At 61.1% G+C, this 15,046-nt stretch carries 19 protein-coding genes; 11 read left to right on the top strand and 8 right to left on the bottom strand.

Going from position 1 to position 15,046, the window contains the following annotated elements:
- Nucleotides 1-14: 14 nt before the first annotated feature.
- The 6 genes from HX869_RS13200 to HX869_RS13175 all read left to right on the top strand — a co-directional run bounded on the left by HX869_RS13200 (nucleotide 15) and on the right by HX869_RS13175 (nucleotide 3,174).
- Nucleotides 15-923, top strand: coding sequence for a LysR family transcriptional regulator (locus tag HX869_RS13200; protein ID WP_087692622.1), 909 nt, complete (start codon nucleotides 15-17; stop codon nucleotides 921-923).
- A gap of 171 nt (nucleotides 924-1,094) precedes the next feature.
- Nucleotides 1,095-1,277 (top strand): type II toxin-antitoxin system HicA family toxin, encoded by a 183-nt coding sequence (locus HX869_RS13195; RefSeq protein WP_003189411.1) that lies wholly within the window; start codon nucleotides 1,095-1,097, stop codon nucleotides 1,275-1,277.
- A gap of 23 nt (nucleotides 1,278-1,300) precedes the next feature.
- Nucleotides 1,301-1,711: a type II toxin-antitoxin system HicB family antitoxin gene (locus tag HX869_RS13190; protein WP_003212074.1), complete on the top strand. Its 411-nt coding sequence runs from the start codon at nucleotides 1,301-1,303 to the stop codon at nucleotides 1,709-1,711.
- Between the two features lie 22 nt (nucleotides 1,712-1,733).
- Entirely contained in the window at nucleotides 1,734-2,066 is a 333-nt protein-coding gene (locus tag HX869_RS13185; RefSeq protein WP_178903171.1) for a hypothetical protein, read from the top strand.
- Nucleotides 2,067-2,155: 89 nt separating this feature from the next.
- The gene (locus HX869_RS13180) at nucleotides 2,156-2,638 is read left to right on the top strand and encodes a methylated-DNA--[protein]-cysteine S-methyltransferase (protein ID WP_003212078.1); all 483 of its coding nucleotides are present in this window, start codon (nucleotides 2,156-2,158) and stop codon (nucleotides 2,636-2,638) included.
- Between the two features lie 110 nt (nucleotides 2,639-2,748).
- On the top strand, nucleotides 2,749-3,174 hold the full coding sequence (locus tag HX869_RS13175) for a low affinity iron permease family protein (RefSeq protein WP_003212079.1): 426 nt from the start codon (nucleotides 2,749-2,751) through the stop codon (nucleotides 3,172-3,174).
- Between the two features lie 55 nt (nucleotides 3,175-3,229).
- Here the strand turns inward: HX869_RS13175 and HX869_RS13170 are convergent, their stop codons facing one another.
- Nucleotides 3,230-3,757, bottom strand: a complete 528-nt coding sequence (locus HX869_RS13170) for a DUF4142 domain-containing protein (RefSeq protein WP_178903170.1) — start codon at nucleotides 3,755-3,757, stop codon at nucleotides 3,230-3,232.
- Nucleotides 3,758-3,966: 209 nt separating this feature from the next.
- On the opposite strand from HX869_RS13170, the gene HX869_RS13165 reads away from it, so the two are divergent.
- A complete protein-coding gene (locus tag HX869_RS13165; RefSeq protein ID WP_008437804.1) occupies nucleotides 3,967-4,206 on the top strand; it encodes a CopG family ribbon-helix-helix protein in 240 nt (79 codons plus the stop codon).
- Nucleotides 4,196-4,480 carry a type II toxin-antitoxin system RelE/ParE family toxin gene (locus HX869_RS13160; protein WP_008437803.1) on the top strand — a complete coding sequence of 95 codons (285 nt, stop codon included), beginning with the start codon at nucleotides 4,196-4,198 and terminating at the stop codon, nucleotides 4,478-4,480. Before HX869_RS13165 ends, HX869_RS13160 begins: the two co-directional genes overlap by 11 nt.
- 6 nt (nucleotides 4,481-4,486) lie before the next feature.
- Here the strand turns inward: HX869_RS13160 and HX869_RS13155 are convergent, their stop codons facing one another.
- The gene (locus HX869_RS13155) at nucleotides 4,487-5,404 is read right to left on the bottom strand and encodes a LysR family transcriptional regulator (RefSeq protein WP_008437802.1); all 918 of its coding nucleotides are present in this window, start codon (nucleotides 5,402-5,404) and stop codon (nucleotides 4,487-4,489) included.
- Between the two features lie 68 nt (nucleotides 5,405-5,472).
- Between HX869_RS13155 and HX869_RS13150 the strand changes: the two genes are divergently transcribed.
- Nucleotides 5,473-5,961 carry a DMT family transporter gene (locus HX869_RS13150; protein ID WP_003212086.1) on the top strand — a complete coding sequence of 163 codons (489 nt, stop codon included), beginning with the start codon at nucleotides 5,473-5,475 and terminating at the stop codon, nucleotides 5,959-5,961.
- On the opposite strand, the gene HX869_RS13145 is transcribed toward HX869_RS13150, so the two are convergent.
- The 5 genes from HX869_RS13145 to HX869_RS13125 all read right to left on the bottom strand — a co-directional run bounded on the left by HX869_RS13145 (nucleotide 5,962) and on the right by HX869_RS13125 (nucleotide 11,325).
- Nucleotides 5,962-7,293, bottom strand: a complete 1,332-nt coding sequence (locus HX869_RS13145; protein WP_178903169.1) for an MFS transporter — start codon at nucleotides 7,291-7,293, stop codon at nucleotides 5,962-5,964. It lies immediately after the preceding gene.
- 59 nt (nucleotides 7,294-7,352) lie between these two features.
- The gene (locus tag HX869_RS13140) at nucleotides 7,353-8,291 is read right to left on the bottom strand and encodes a hydroxymethylglutaryl-CoA lyase (protein ID WP_087692625.1); all 939 of its coding nucleotides are present in this window, start codon (nucleotides 8,289-8,291) and stop codon (nucleotides 7,353-7,355) included.
- Nucleotides 8,288-9,481 carry a CaiB/BaiF CoA-transferase family protein gene (locus HX869_RS13135; RefSeq protein ID WP_087692626.1) on the bottom strand — a complete coding sequence of 398 codons (1,194 nt, stop codon included), beginning with the start codon at nucleotides 9,479-9,481 and terminating at the stop codon, nucleotides 8,288-8,290. Before HX869_RS13135 ends, HX869_RS13140 begins: the two co-directional genes overlap by 4 nt.
- A 257-nt stretch (nucleotides 9,482-9,738) precedes the next feature.
- Nucleotides 9,739-10,650, bottom strand: a complete 912-nt coding sequence (locus HX869_RS13130; protein WP_178903168.1) for a LysR family transcriptional regulator — start codon at nucleotides 10,648-10,650, stop codon at nucleotides 9,739-9,741.
- Nucleotides 10,651-11,325, bottom strand: a complete 675-nt coding sequence (locus HX869_RS13125) for an NAD(P)H-binding protein (RefSeq protein WP_102604145.1) — start codon at nucleotides 11,323-11,325, stop codon at nucleotides 10,651-10,653.
- A 115-nt stretch (nucleotides 11,326-11,440) separates the two neighbouring features.
- Here HX869_RS13125 and HX869_RS13120 point away from each other — a divergent pair, with 115 nt between their 5' ends.
- A complete protein-coding gene (locus HX869_RS13120) occupies nucleotides 11,441-12,628 on the top strand; it encodes an MFS transporter (protein ID WP_178903167.1) in 1,188 nt (395 codons plus the stop codon).
- Here the strand turns inward: HX869_RS13120 and yiaY are convergent.
- Nucleotides 12,595-13,743 carry an L-threonine dehydrogenase gene (gene yiaY / locus HX869_RS13115; RefSeq protein ID WP_003212101.1) on the bottom strand — a complete coding sequence of 383 codons (1,149 nt, stop codon included), beginning with the start codon at nucleotides 13,741-13,743 and terminating at the stop codon, nucleotides 12,595-12,597. The genes HX869_RS13120 and yiaY overlap by 34 nt on opposite strands.
- Nucleotides 13,744-13,870: 127 nt before the next feature.
- On the opposite strand from yiaY, the gene HX869_RS13110 reads away from it, so the two are divergent.
- Nucleotides 13,871-14,887 carry a DUF4917 family protein gene (locus tag HX869_RS13110; RefSeq protein WP_003212103.1) on the top strand — a complete coding sequence of 339 codons (1,017 nt, stop codon included), beginning with the start codon at nucleotides 13,871-13,873 and terminating at the stop codon, nucleotides 14,885-14,887.
- Nucleotides 14,888-15,046 lie beyond the last annotated feature (159 nt).

Below are 15,046 nucleotides of genomic sequence, written 5' to 3'. Positions count from 1 at the left end.
ACCCTGGGGCCAGGATGCTCGACCTACGCAAGCTGCGTTACTTTCTGACCGTCGCCGAAGAATTGCACTTCGGCCGAGCGGCCATTCGCCTGCACCTGGCCCAGCCGCCGTTGACCCGGCAGATTTCCGCGCTGGAGACTGAGCTGGGATTTCGCCTGTTCGACCGCACCAGTCGCACGGTTTCGCTCACTCCCCAGGGGCGCGCGTTCCTGCCCTACGCACGGGCGGTGCTGGAGCAGGTCGACCTCGCTGAAGTCATCGCGGGCAAACTGGCGGCGGGTGCCGCCGGGCAACTGGCGCTGGGTTACGTCAGTTCGATAGCCCTGTCGGACTTGTTCAGCCAGGCGATTCAAGCCTTCGCCCAACGCTTTCCCGATGTGCAACTGACGCTGGTGGAATGCGCCTCCGGCAGCCTGGGCGCACAGGTGGCTGATGGCCGCCTGGATATCGGCTTGAGCCGGTTACTGCCCCAGGACGGTCAGACTGAGGTGCAAGCGTTGTCGTTGGGTGAGGAGCGGCTGGTGGCGGCGGTGTCCAGCGACAGCCCGTTGGCCAACCAGGCCGAGGTCAGCCTGGCGCAGTTGAGTGGGTACCCGTTGATTCTGTTCCCAGCCGATTATGGCTCGGGGCTTAACCAGTCCATTGAGCAGCTTTATCGGCACAAAGGTTTGCCACTGAGGGCCGGGCCGTCGGGACGGCAAATTACCTCGATCATTGCACTGGTGGCGGCGGGACAAGGTGTGGCGCTGGTGCCGGAATGTACGCAGAGTTTGATGAACAAAGGCGTGACGTATCGGCCGTTGGTGGACGCGGAAGCGTATGCACGGCTGCTCGTTCTTACGCGCAGCGGCGCAAGCAGCTTGATGGTCACGGCATTTCTCACGGTAATTGATGAGTTGCTGCAGGCTCGTCAGAAAGCCTGATTGTTCTCTCGAAAAACCTCGCAATACCTCCGTCGGGCACCGTCCCCATGCGCTCATACACTGCATACAGCCCCTACAGAAACACCGGTCATCGACCGCTGGTAGGTAGAGTGTTGATAATTTATTTTCAGTAGTTATAGTCTCCACCAACACACACCACAAGGAGGTGCTGTGGACAGCCGATATTTGATAGGTCACATCGTTGCGGATGGCTGGTATCTGGTGCGAATCAGAGGCAGCCATCATCATTTCAAGCACCCGACAAAGCCGGGGCTGGTGACGATTCCCCATCCTAAAAAGGACCTGCTGGACAAGACCGCAAAGAGCATTTTGAAACAAGCTCTGCTCAGCTAACACGTTCGTGGAGGACAACAAACATGCTGTACCCAATCGCAATTTCAACCGGTGACGAGGACCATGCCTGGGGTGTGGAAGTCCCGGACATTCCCGGTTGCTTCTCAGCTGGAGATGATCTGGACGACGCCATGGCCATGGCCCGCGAAGCGATCGAAGGCCACTTCGAGATCCTCGCAGAAGACGGTGCGCCCATTCCTACAGCACAGAAAGTCACCCTCCATGCCGCCAACCCGCAATATGCCGGCTGCACGTGGGCGGTGGTGGATATTGATGTGACCAAGTACCTGGGCAAGGCACAGAAACTCAATATCACGTTGCCCGGCTATCTGCTGAACCGCATTGACGAATACGTCCTGCATCATCCGGAAGAAAAAAGCCGTTCGGGCTTTCTTGCGTCTGCTGCCCTCAAGGTATTGCAACAGGACCGGTAACAGCACTTCAAGGAACCGCGCAATGCGCCCTCCCTCACACCGCACGCCCAGCCCCGTACTGCGCAAGGTACTGGGCTGGGTGCTGATCGCTCCTCTGCTGCTCTCGTTCCTCAGGCTGCCCTTTGCGCTGGGACTCGTGTTGGTGCTGGCGTCCATCACCGCCTCCGTTTATGGCGCCCGGTTTGCCCAACTGCATGCCAGTCGGCGTGTAACCGTATTTGCCGTGATCATCACGCTGCTCAACATCGCTTCATTTTTTGTCATTGGCACGGCATCGGTACTCAAGGCGCTGTACTGGTTCTCGTGGTTTTATTGGTATCCGTATTACGCCGATTGGGTTTACTGGAACTTCTAAGTCGTTCGCGAATTCGACCGCAAGAAACGTAGTTCCACCCTGGGTCGGCCCATCTACAGTAGAGCCATACCCACTCAAGGAGCCCGACCATGTCCTACGAATACAAATACATGCCCTCCCCCGTCGGCCAACTGACCCTCGTGGCCCGTGACGGAAAACTCACCGCCATCCTCTGGGAAAAAGAGCGGCCCAATCGCGTTCGCCTGGGTGCCCTGCAAGAAGCCAGCAACAGCCCGGTACTGCTGGAGACCGAGCGACAGTTGAAGGAGTACTTCGCCGGTGCCCGCAACCGTTTCGAGCTGGAACTGGACTTCGCCGGCACCGACTTCCAGAAGAAAGTCTGGCAGGCGCTGTTGACCATCCCGTTCGGAGAGACCCGCAGCTACAGCCAGATCGCTGCGCAGATAGGCAACCCCAAGGCCGTGCGTGCCGTCGGCGCCGCCAACGGGCGCAATCCGATTTCGATTGTTGCGCCGTGCCATCGGGTGATCGGTGCGTCGGGTGGCTTGACCGGGTTCGCCGGCGGGCTTGAGGCCAAGCAGTATCTGCTGGCGCTGGAGGATCACGGCTGACCCCCAGCAGGAAAACGTACAACTTTGTTCAGATCCTCAATTGTAAAAAGAAATTTCAGAGCGCGCCTGCGGTCAGTATTTTCATCACCCACCCTTATAGGAAAACGGTCATGAAATTCTCCGCCATCTCACAATCCCTGTCCCGCTGGGCAGGCAGCGCCCGCACGTTCTACGCGGCGGTGGGATTGATCCTCCTGTGGAGTCTGAGCGGGCCCTATTTCCACTACAACGACACGTGGCAGCTGATCATCAACACCTCCACCACCATCATCACCTTCCTGATGGTGTTCCTGATCCAGAACACGCAAAACCGCGACAACGACATTTTGCATATCAAGATTGACGAGTTGCTGCGCGCCACCAAGGATGCACAAAACGCCGTATTGAGCCTGGACGGCCTGGACCGCAAGGAACTGGAGAAACTGCGCAAGGAATACAAGACCATCGGCGACAGTGAAACCATCACTGTGACGACGCTGGTTACCGAAACAACGGATGACAATGGCCGGTCCAAGACGGACCTGAACCAGGCATAAAAAAACGGCGGCTGGATCACTCCAGCCACCGTTTTTCATGGGGTACTCAAGGCAATCAACCGTCGCCCTGGTGACCCTTACCGTACGTCGACGCCAGCGCCCGGGCTTTCTCCAGGCGCTCTTCCAACTTGGGCAAGGTCTCATCCACCAAAGCCTTTATTTCCGGGATATCGGACTCGGCGCCCTCCTGCTTGAACAAGGCGATCGCGTCTTCGTTGGCCTTGATCTGCTGGGCGGTGTAGGCGGCGTCAAAGGAGTCGCCGTCCTTGAGCTCGGGCATCAGCGATTCGGCCTTGTCGACAATCTTGTCCCGTGGGGCCACCGGCAAGTCGAGCTTCTTGGCGATGGCCGCCAGGTGCTGATTGGCCACGGTGCGTTCATTGATGACTTCGATGGTGTAGTCCTTGATCTCCTGGGACGAAGTCTTGGCGTGTGCCATGCGGCTGGTCTCGATATCGGCCATGCCCTTGGCCGAAGCCTGCTCGATGAAATCGGCAGGCGACTGGGCGAAAGCATTGCTGGCGCCGAGGCCCAGCAGCATCGCGAAACTGGCGGTGCGTAACCGGATAGCCATGCGGCTCATGATGGGTTCCTCCAGGTAATAAACAGGTGCAGGGAAACGAGCCCCGCTCTGAATCTGAATTTTCAGGGCGGCAAAGGTTTAGAAAAAACTTGTTAGTGCGACGAACGGTCGTCAGGGCTTACTGAGGAGCAGTCCTGACGAACGGGACACAACGATGCAACGGTGACAATGTAGTATGTTGTATTACACATCACTACATCGAGGCACTTATGTCGGTCATGTCATTACGTCTACCTGAAGACATCTCCGAAACACTCGCCAGCCTTGCCAAGGCCACCGGGCGCAGCAAATCGTTCCTCGCCGTCGATGCGTTACGCGAATACCTGACGCGTGAAGCATGGCAAATCGAGGAAATTCAAAAGGCGTTGAAAGAAGCCGATGCGGGTGACTTTGCAACTGCCGCCGAAGTAGACGCAGTGGCAAACAAATGGCGTGCCAATGCGCGTTGAGTGGCTGAAGGCAGCACTCAAAAATCTTGATGATGAAGCAGCTTTCATCGCCCAGGAAAACCCCAAAGCGGCTTATGAGTTTGTTCAGGCCATCCGGACGGGGCTTGAGCATGTTGCTGAGTTTCCGGCGATGGGTCGAGAAGGACGCGTTCCTGGTACACGTGAGTGGGTGATGCCACGCTGGCCCTATCTCGTGCCATATCGTATTCGCGAGGGACGGTTACAGGTTCTTCGAATATTTCACACACGGCGCCAACCACCGAACAGTTGGTAACGCCGATCAACCCTGTATCACAACCTGCACCTGCCCATTCAACCACTGCAACGCCGCGTCCCCACCCCGCCGCGAATGCCACGCCAGCACAAACGCAAACGACGGAATGTGAAACGGCGGCGGCACCGCCAACAACTGTTCGTGATCAATGTTCAGCAGCCCGCGAGACGACACGGTAAGAATCAGGTCCGTGCCCTGGATCAACTGCGGTGCAACACCCCAATGAGGCAAGCTGATAGACACGTGCCGGCGCTCACGAATCGCCGTCAGCGCCCGTTCGATTTCCGGGGTGCCGCTGCCACGCATTTCCAGCAATACGTGGGGCCGCGCCAGATAGGTGGGCAGGTCGAGTACACCGCTTGCCGGCAGGCTGTCGCGGTCCACCAGGCACACGTAATGCTCTTCAAACAGCGGCGTGCTGCGCAGTTCGGCAGGCATGTCGGGAAACACCCCGGCCGCCAGGTCGATATCGCCATTGAGCACACCGTCAAGCATGCCTTCGCGACTGGCCTGGATAATCTGCAAATCAATCCCCGGCGCTTCCCGGCGCAAGGTGCGCACCAGCCCCGGCAAGAAAATCGCCGCACTGTAGTCCGACATGGCGACCCGGAAGGTGCGCTTGGCCGACGCCGGATCAAAACGATTGGGCTCCAGCAGCGCCTGTACCTGGGCCAGCGCTTCCGCCAGCGGCATGGCCAGTTCCAGAGCACGAGCAGTGGGCACCAGCGAACTGCCCTGGCGCACCAGCAACGCGTCTCCGAGCAAATCCCGCAACCGCGCCAGCGCGTGGCTCACCGCCGGCTGGCTCAGGTGCAGGCGCTCGGCGGCACGGGTCACGTGTTGCTCGCTGAGCAAGGCATCAAGGATCACCAGCAGGTTAAGGTCGATGCGTCGTAGATCATTCATCAGCTGCATGTTCTGCATAAGAACTTGGAATTTAAATTTGCGCGACGAATAGCCTAGAGTCCAGCAAAACCTCTGGGAGATTGATCATGACGACGTTGCATTGGGTAGGTTTGTTGCTGTTGGCCGCGTTCGCCGGGGCAGTGGTGCCGTTTCAAAGCGCGATCAACGCCAACCTGGGACGCGGCCTGGGGCATCCGCTGTGGGCCACCCTGGCCTCGCTGCTGGTGAGCATCATCGTGCTGCTGCCGGTGATCCTGGCCCTGCGCCTGCCGCTGCCCAACCTGGGTTTTATCACCAAGGCGCCGCTGTGGATGTGGAGCGGCGGCGCGTTCGGCGTGTGCTTCATTTCGCTGGCGTTGATCCTGATGCCCAAGCTCGGCGCCTCGGGGTTTATCGCCCTGGCGATGGCCGGGCAAATCGTCGCCTCGTTGATGCTGGACCACTTCGGCTTGTTCGGGCTGGTGGAACGCCAATTGACCGCGCCCCGGTTGATCGGGGCGCTGATGTTGATTGGCGGTGTGGCCCTGATTCAATTCAGTGCCGCACCCACCCGCTCGCTGGTGACCGCCGGCTGATCAGCGCTTGTCGAGGGTGCGCAGCTTCTGAGGCAAGCCCCACAGCAACAGCGCCGCCGCCAGCAACGCACACACGCCGATGACATACAGCGCCGGCGTGGTGCTGCCGGTGAGGTCCTTGATCCGGCCGACCATCACCGGGCTGACGATGCCGCCGAACTGGCCCAACGTGTTGATCACCGCGATCCCGCCAGCAGCGCCCGCGCCGGCACCGGCCAACAACTTCGGCGGCAGCGTCCAGAACGTCGGGATCGAAGCGATGATCCCCGCGCCCAGCAAGCTCAGGGCGACGATCAGGAACGTGGTGTGATCGGCAAAGATCCCGGCACAGAAGAACCCCACCGCCCCCAGCGCCACCAGGCCGCTGACGAACTTGCGACGTTCGCCGGTGGCGTCGGACAAGCGTCCGATCACCACCATGCTAATGGCGCCGCAGACGTAGGGAATCGCCGTCAGCAAGCCGATCATCACCGGGCTCTGGGTGCCGGCGCTGCGGATCAGTTGCGGCGCCCAGAAGTTCAGCCCGTAGGACGCCACCTGGATCAGGAAGTAGATAAAACCCAGCATCAGGAAGCCTGGGATACGCAATGCAGCCAGCAACGAGCCACCGCTCTTGTGGGGTTCATGCACGGCAATGCGACTGGCCAGCAACGTCTTCTCCGTCGGGGTCAGCCAGTGGGCATCCTCGATACGGTCCTTGAGCAGCTTGAGCACCAGGAACCCCAGGCCCACACAGGGCAAGCCACCGAGCAAGAACAACCAGTGCCAGCCGCGCATTTGCAGCACACCGTCGAGGTGTTCCAGCACCAGCCCGGAGAACGGCGCGCCCACCAGCCCGGCAAACGCCGACGCCAGGAACAGCATCGAGGTGATGCGCCCACGGAAGTGCTGCGGGAACCACAACGTCAGGTAATACAGCACGCCCGGGGCAAACCCGGCCTCCATCGCACCGATGATGAAACGCAGGCCGTAGAACTGCCATTCGGCCGTGACGAACACCATAGCGGCCGTCGCCAGCCCCCACGACATCATGATGCGAGCGATCCAGCGGCGGGCGCCGACCTTGTACAGCATCATGTTGCTCGGCACTTCAAAGATCACATAGCCCACCACAAACAGCCCGGCGCCGAGACCATAGGCAGTGTCACTCAGGCTCAGGTCGGCCTGTAGCTGGAACTTGGCGAAGCTGATGTTGATGCGGTCAAAAAACGCGAACAGGTAGCAGACCATGATCAGCGGCATCAGGCGCCAGGCGACCTTGCTGACCAGGGCTTTTTCGGCATCGTGTTCAGCGGCCGGGCGCACGCCGGCCTCCAACGTATTAAGGCTCATCGATTCTCTCCAGCGGACTGCTCGCAGGCGTCCGATTGTTTTTGTTGTCTGGTTACGGCTTACAAGGTGGCGATGTAGGCCGGTGGCGGATGCAGGTCGCAATTGCGCCCGGCCTTGGCCACCTGGCCCGGCAATTCGTGGCCCAGCAAGGCTGGCAATTGCCGCGACATTTTCAGCAGGTGCGGCAGGTCGATGCCGGTGTGGATCCCGACTTCATCACACAGGTTGACCAGGTCTTCAGTGCAGATATTGCCCGACGCGCCGGGCGCAAACGGGCAACCGCCGAGGCCGCCCAATGCCGCATCAAACCGTCGCGCACCGGCCTCGTAGGCGGCCAGCACATTGCACAAACCCAGGCCGCGAGTGTTGTGGAAATGCAGGGTCAGGTCGCTCGCCGGAACACGTTCGAGCACGCGCTTGACCAGGCGCTCGACCTGACGCGGATTGGCCATGCCGGTGGTGTCGGCCAGGCTGATGCCCTGGATGCCCAGCTCGCGGTAGGCGTCGACCAATTGCAGCACGCGGTCCTCATCGATCTTGCCCTCGAACGGGCAACCAAAAGTGGTCGCGATGCTGCCGTTGAGGCGCACCGGGTGCTCGGCAGCAAAGCTCACGATATCGCCGAACGCCGCCAACGAGGCTTCGCAACGCATGCGCATATTCGCCAGGTTGTGGGTCTGGCTGGCGGACATCACCAGGTTCAACTCATCGGCCCGGGACTCGATGGCACGCTGGGCACCCTTGAGGTTGGGGATCAACGCCACGTAGATGACCCCGGGGCGACGAGTGATGCCCTGGAACACCTGTTCCCCATCGCGCAAGGCGGGAATGGCCTTGGGCGACACGAACGAGCCGGCTTCGATCCGGGAAAACCCGGCCATGGACAGTTGGTCTATCAACGCGATCTTGTCGACAGTCTCGACCCAGGTCGGCTCGATTTGCAGGCCGTCACGGGGCGAGACTTCCTGCACGATCAGCGCATCGGAATAGTTTTTCATTGCACCACTCCCGAGGATTTCAGGCGTTGAATATCGGCGCCGCTCAGGCCCAGGTCGCCGAGGATTGAATCAGTGTGCTGGCCCAGGCTCGGGCCCTGCCAATTCACCGCGCCGGGGGTTTCCGACAGTTTGGGCACGATACCGGGCATCTTCACCGTGAGGCCGCCGGGCAGGTCGGCGCTGAGCAGCATGTCGCGGGCCTGGTAGTGCGGATCGGCGACGATATCGGCCACTGAATAGATGCGCCCCGCCGGTACTTCGGCGGCTTCCAGAGCACTGAGCACCTGGTCGATGGGCAGGCTGCTGGTCCAGTGGGTGATGGCGGCGTCCAGCAGGCCGCTCTTGGCAGCGCGGCCATCGTTGTGGGCAAACTCCGGCGCTTCGGCCAGGTCGGCACGGCCGATGGCGAGCATCAGGCGTTTGTAGATCGGGTCGCTGTTGCCGGCGATCACCACATAGGCGCCGTCGGCGGTCAGGTAAGTGTTCGAGGGTGCGATGCCGGGCAAGGCGCCGCCGCTGCGTTCGCGCACATGGCCGAGCATGTCGTATTCCGGCACCAGGCTTTCCATCAGGTTGAACACGCTTTCGGCCAGGGACACGTCGACAATCTGGCCGTCGCCCTGGCCGGTCTTGACCCGCAGCAGCGACATCAGCGCGCCGATCACACCGTGCAGCGACGCCAGGGAATCACCGAGGCTCACGCCAACCCGCGCCGGTGGCGAATCCGGATTGCCGGTGGTGTAGCGAATCCCGCCCATGGCCTCGCCGATGGCACCGAAGCCCGGGCGGTCGCGGTAAGGGCCGGTCTGGCCGTAGCCGGAGATGCGCACCAGGGTCAGCTTGGGGTTGAGGGCGTGCAGCACGTCCCAGCCCAGGCCGAGTTTTTCCAGGCCGCCGGGGCGCAGGTTTTCGATCAGCACGTCGGCATCGCCCAGCAATTGCTTGACCAGGTCCAGGCCTTCTGCCGACTTGAGGTCCAGGGCCAGGGACTTTTTGTTACGCGATTGCAGGTACCACCACAGCGACGTACCTTCGTGAAGCTTTCGCCATTTGCGAAGCGGATCGCCCTGCCCCATGGCTTCGATCTTGATCACCTCGGCGCCAAACTCGGCCATCAGCCGGGCGGCGAAGGGCGCGGCAATCAGGGTGCCGATCTCGATCACCTTGATACCGCTCAGGGGAGCCGTCATGGGGTGTACCTCTTGTTCTTGGAATGTGGGGCCAAGGCTAGAGGACGCAGGCAGTAGAAATCCAACCGTCAGTTGGCAACGAGCGTTCGCCAAATGCGAACGCTTGAGTAAGGACTGGTTGTGGCGAGGGAGCTTGCTCCCGCTGGAGTGCGTAGCGCTCCCTGGATTTTGGGGCCGCTTCGCGCCCCAGCGGGAGCAAGCTCCCTCGCCACAGCAAGCTCCCTCACCACAGCAAGCGCCCTCGCCACAGGGTTTGCTTACGCCTGCTCCCGCCGCAGGTAATCGAACAACAACCGGCTCACCGGCGACAGCTGCGCCTCGTCACGCACCACCAGGATCAGGCTGCGGTCCGACCAGGCATCCGTCAGCGGCACCGCGTGCAAGCCCAACGCCCGGCCAAACAGTTCATAGGCTTTTTGCGGCAGGATGCCGATGCCCATGTTGGCCTGGACCATCCGGCACATGGCATCGAAGCCCGGCACATGGATCCGCAAGCGCAGCACCTTGCCCGCCTCCCGCGCCGCCGCATGGGTGCGCATGTTTATCGAACTGGCGGAATGCAGCCCCACGTAGTCGCTGTCCAGCGTCTCGGCGAACGTCAGGGTCTTGCGCGAGGCCAACGGGTGATCCGCCGGCATCAGCACCACCAGCTTGTCCCGGCGATAGGTCACGCCGGGCAGGCCTTTGGTATCGGTGTCGCTGGAACAGATGCCCAGGTCCGCAACGCCGTCAATCACACCCTGGACCACGCCATTGCTGGGCCGCTCTTCCAGGTCGGCCTTCACCTGTGGATGCAGCGCGGAAAAGTCGCGCAAGTCTTCGGGCAGGAACTGAATGATTGCCGAGAGGTTCGCCAGCATCCGCACATAACCGCGCACGCCGTGACTGTGTTCGCCCAGCTCCAGACCCATCTTCTCGACATTGAACAGCATCTGCCGTGCATGGTGCAGCAAGGTCTCGCCGGCAGCCGTGAGCTGCATGCCCTTGGCCTGGCGCACAAACAGGCTGACGCCCAGCACCTGTTCCAGCTCCATCAAGCGCTTGCTGGCCGCCGAGACCGCGATAGTTTCACGGGCGGCGGCGCGGGTCAGCGTGCCCTCCTCATGCACCGCCACAAACAATTGCAGGGTGATCAGGTCAAGGCGGCGAACCAGGCTTTTGTGCAGCATCTAGGCGCGCTCGGTGGCCAGGCGATTGATATCGGCCTGCTCCACCACCGGCAGAGGTGCACCGTGCCGGACGGCCGAGAGCATTGCGCGGCCAACGGTTTCCGTGCTCACCACCCAGGCCGGTCGCACATGGCGCAGCAGCGACAACAACGGGCCGACCACAGTGTAGATGGACTGGTAGAGCGGGGTTTTCGAGCGCACGCCGTGCAACGGCTGGATCACCCCGGGACGGAACAGGTACACCGCCTTGAACGGCAGGCGCAGCAACGCATTCTCGGTCTTGCCCTTGATCCGTGCCCACATGGTTTTGCCGGTTTCGCTGCTGTCAGTCCCGGCGCCGGACACGTAGATAAAGGTCATCTGCGGGTTGAGCCGCGCCAGGGTGCTGGCGGCCACCAGCGTCAAGTCGTAGCTCAAATGGGTGTACTTGGCTTCATCCATGCCCACCGAAGAAACGCCCAGGCAAAAGAAGCAGGCATCGAAACCTTGCAGCAGATGCTCCAGGGGCTGGAAATCGAACATGTCGGCATGCAGCACCTGGTGCAGCTTGCCGTGTTCCTGGGTCAGCGCGGTACGGCCGACGGCGACGACTTCCTGCACGTCACTGGCCAGCAGGCACTCGCGCAACACGCCTTGGCCGACCATGCCGGTGGCGCCGAATAATAGAACTCTCATAAGGTTGGTTCCTAAGCGACAAGCGGTTAGCTTCAGGCTGCAAGGTAGAGACAAACCCACTGGCAACTTGTAGCTTGCGGCTTGCAGCTTACTGCTCAACAGGATCTTTTGCCCCTTGAAAAGCACCACGACCCTCACCATTGCCTGCAGCGCGGCCTTTTTGTCCCAGGTTGGCATCAGCAGTTATCTGCCCGCCGTGCCGGCGATTGCCTTGTCATTGACCGCTGCAGAGGACCATGTGGCGCTGGCCCTGGCGGTGTACTTGATCGGCATGGCGTTGCCGATGCTGCTCTGGGGCAGCCTCGGTGAGCGCCTGGGTAGAAAGCCGGTGTTGCTGGCAGCGTTGGCGTTGTATGCGCTGGCCAGTGCGGCGATTCCGTCCGCCTACAGCCTCGAATCGTTCCTCGGCCTGCGCCTGGTTCAAGGCCTCGGTGCGGGCGGTGTGTCGGTGATGGCGCGGGTGCTGGTTCGTGACAGCTTCAGCGGTGCCCTGTTGGCCAAAGGTTTGTCGTGGCTGGGCATGACGTTCGTGATCGCCCTGGGCATCGGGCAGTTTGTGGGCTCGCTGTTGCAGGTGGCGTTTGGTTGGGAGGCGATCTTTTATGGGCTGGCGGTCGCGGCTGTCGGCTTGATGATTGCGCTGCAACGGGTGGTGTTTCCAAGATTGGAAAAAGCCTCTGGACACGTCTCGGCCTGGCGCATCTACGGCACGATCCTGCGCCATCCGGCGTTCCTGCGGCCTGCGTTGGCGGGCGGTTTGGGTTACGGGGTGATCATCGCGTTCAACACCTGCGCACCGTTGATTTTGCAGGGCCATTTCGAGTGGAGCGCGGCGCAATATGGCTGGCTCGGCTGGCCAATCAGCGGGGCGTATCTGGCGGGGGCGTTGATGGTCAATCGCCTCGTCGCCCGCACCGGGCGCCTGTCGATGATGAGTTGGGGCGTGGCGTTGGTGATGTGCGGCAGCGCGACGATGTTGCTGGGCAGCCTGTTTGCCAATGGGCTGGCGATCCTGCTGTGGCTGCCGTATTGCCTGGCGGTGTTCGGCCAATCGATGAGTTATCCCATCAGCCTGTCGCTGGCCAATGACGAATCACCGGTGAGCGGCTCCTACGCCATGGCCTTGAGCGGCTTTATGCATCAGTTGATGGCAGCGGCGATCGGTGGCGTGGCCAGCCTGCTGGCGAGTCAGCAGGCCTGGCCGTTGGCGGTGTTATGCGTGACGCTGGCGGGCGGCGCACTGCTGTGCGTCGCCATGGCCAGGACTGATCAGAACGCGCTGCGGAAGATCTCTTCAATCTGACGCTGATCCGCCCGCCGTGGGTTGGTCAGGCCGCAGGCGTCCTTCAGGGCGTTGGACGCCAGCAGCGGGATGTCCTGCAACTTGGCGCCCAACTCCCGTAGCCCGGCAGGAATTTCCACATCCTGGGACAGGCTGCGAATCGCCGCGATGGCCGCCTGGGCGCCCTCTTCCACCGACGTACCCTTGATATCTGCGCCAAGGGCCCGTGCCACATGGCTCAGGCGCTCGGCGCTGACGCTGGCGTTGAAGCTTTGCACATGAGGCAACAGCACCGCATTGCACACGCCGTGAGGCAAGTCATACAGCCCGCCCAACTGGTGCGCCATGGCGTGCACGAACCCCAGGGACGCGTTGTTGAAGGCCATGCCGGCAAGGAACTGCGCGTAGGCCATGTTCTCCCGGGCGGCCAGGTCTTTACCGTCGCGCACCGCAATCCGCAGGTTGGCGCTGATCAGTTCGATGGCCTTGATCGCACAGGCGTCGGTGATCGGGTTGGCAGCCGTGGACACGTAGGCTTCGATTGCGTGGGTGAGTGCGTCCATGCCGGTGGCGGCAGTCAGGCCCTTGGGCATGCCGACCATCAGCGCCGGGTCGTTGACCGACAGCAGCGGCGTGACGTTGCGGTCGACGATGGCCATTTTCACGTGGCGGGTTTCGTCGGTGATGATGCAGAAGCGGGTCATTTCGCTGGCCGTGCCGGCGGTGGTGTTGATGGCCACCAGCGGCAGTTGCGGTTTGGCCGACTGATCGACGCCTTCGTAGTCGCCGATGTGCCCGCCGTTGGTCGCACACAGGGCAATGCCCTTGGCACAGTCATGGGGTGAGCCACCGCCCAGTGACACCACGAAATCACAGGCACTCTGTTGCAGCAGTGCCAGGCCTTTTTCGACGTTATCGACGTTCGGGTTGGGCTTGGCGCCGTCATAGATCACCGAGTCGATGTCTTGCATCGCAAGCTTCTCGGCGATCATGCTGGCCACACCTGCCTTGGCCATCCCGGCGTCAGTGACGATCAGCGCCTTGCGAAAACCGTAGTTGCGAATCGCGGTCATGGCTTCGTCGAGGCAGTCGAGGCCCATGATGTTGACGGCGGGAATGAAGAAGGTGCTGCTCATGGTGGCTAATCCTTTAAAGTCGTTATGCCTACAGCATCGACCTCGATTGCCTGCGGCATCTTGACCAGGATCAACGCCCGCTCGTGATAAAGTCACCGCCCAGCCGATTTCGAGTAGACCCGCCGCAATGAAGGATTCCCAGGATTTTGATGCCCACCTAGAAGACTGGAACGCTTTGCGCAGCAGTACCGCCATCAGCGGGATCCTGATCGGCAACGGTGCCAGCCGCGCAGTGTGGGAAGACTTTGCCTACGACTCACTGTTCGAAAACGCCCGCACCGTGGAAGAAAAACCCCTGAGCCAGTCCGAACTCAGCGTGTTTGACGCGATGCAGACCCGCAGCTTCGAGCAGGTGCTGGGTGCACTGAAAACCACCAGCCGGGTCAACAAGGCCCTGGCGGTCAGCTCGGCTGCGCCGCGTAATCGCTATTACGCGATCAAGGAAGCGCTGATCAATACGATCCACAGCGTGCATATTCCGTGGCGCCTGGTGAAGCCGTCGACACTGGCGACCCTCCATCAGGAGCTGGCGAGTTACCCGACGGTGTTCACCAGCAATTACGACCTGCTCAACTACTGGGCGATCCTGCATGCGCCGGGCATCGATGATCTGTTTCGCAGTGCCGATGCGAGCTTTGACCTGCGTAATACTGCCTGCGACACCACGCGCATTTTGTATCTGCATGGTGGCCTGCACCTGGTGCGTAACCTTGACGGTACGGCGCGTAAATTGCCGACCACTGACAGCACGTTGCTCAGCAGTTTTGCGATCAACAACACGATCAAGACGCTGGATGATGTGCCGTTGTTTGTCAGCGAGGGCAAGGTTGAGGAGAAGCTGAAGACCATTCGCAGTTCTGACTATTTGTCGTTCTGTTATGAGCAGCTGTTGGGCCATGAAGGTGGGCTATGCATCTTTGGGCATCACCTCGGCGCGCAGGATGTGCATCTGGTGCAGGCGATTCGACAGGCGAAGATCAGCACGTTGGCGATTTCGGTGTTTGGGCGCAGTGCGGGGTTTATTCAGCAGCAGAAGCGGCGTTTTGCGGAGTTGTTTGAGGGGATGGAGGTGGAGTTGCGGTTTTTTGATGCGCGTAGTCATGCGCTTGGGAATTCGGGGCTTTCGGTGCCCGTGGAGCGGTGATGGTAGTTGGGGTGAGGTGAGGTGGGGTGGGGTGGGGTGTACATATCCGTTGCTGCGGTAACGGCCACTTATGGTTCCGCTCTTACAGCGGGTCACTTTTTTACAAACGCCTAAAAAAGTAACCAAAAAACGCTTTGCCCCACCACTCGGTGCCTCGCC

The sequence above is a fragment of the Pseudomonas sp. P7779 genome (assembly GCF_013386315.1).
GTDB lineage: Bacteria > Pseudomonadota > Gammaproteobacteria > Pseudomonadales > Pseudomonadaceae > Aquipseudomonas.
This window is presented reverse-complemented; position numbering and strand designations above follow the sequence as displayed.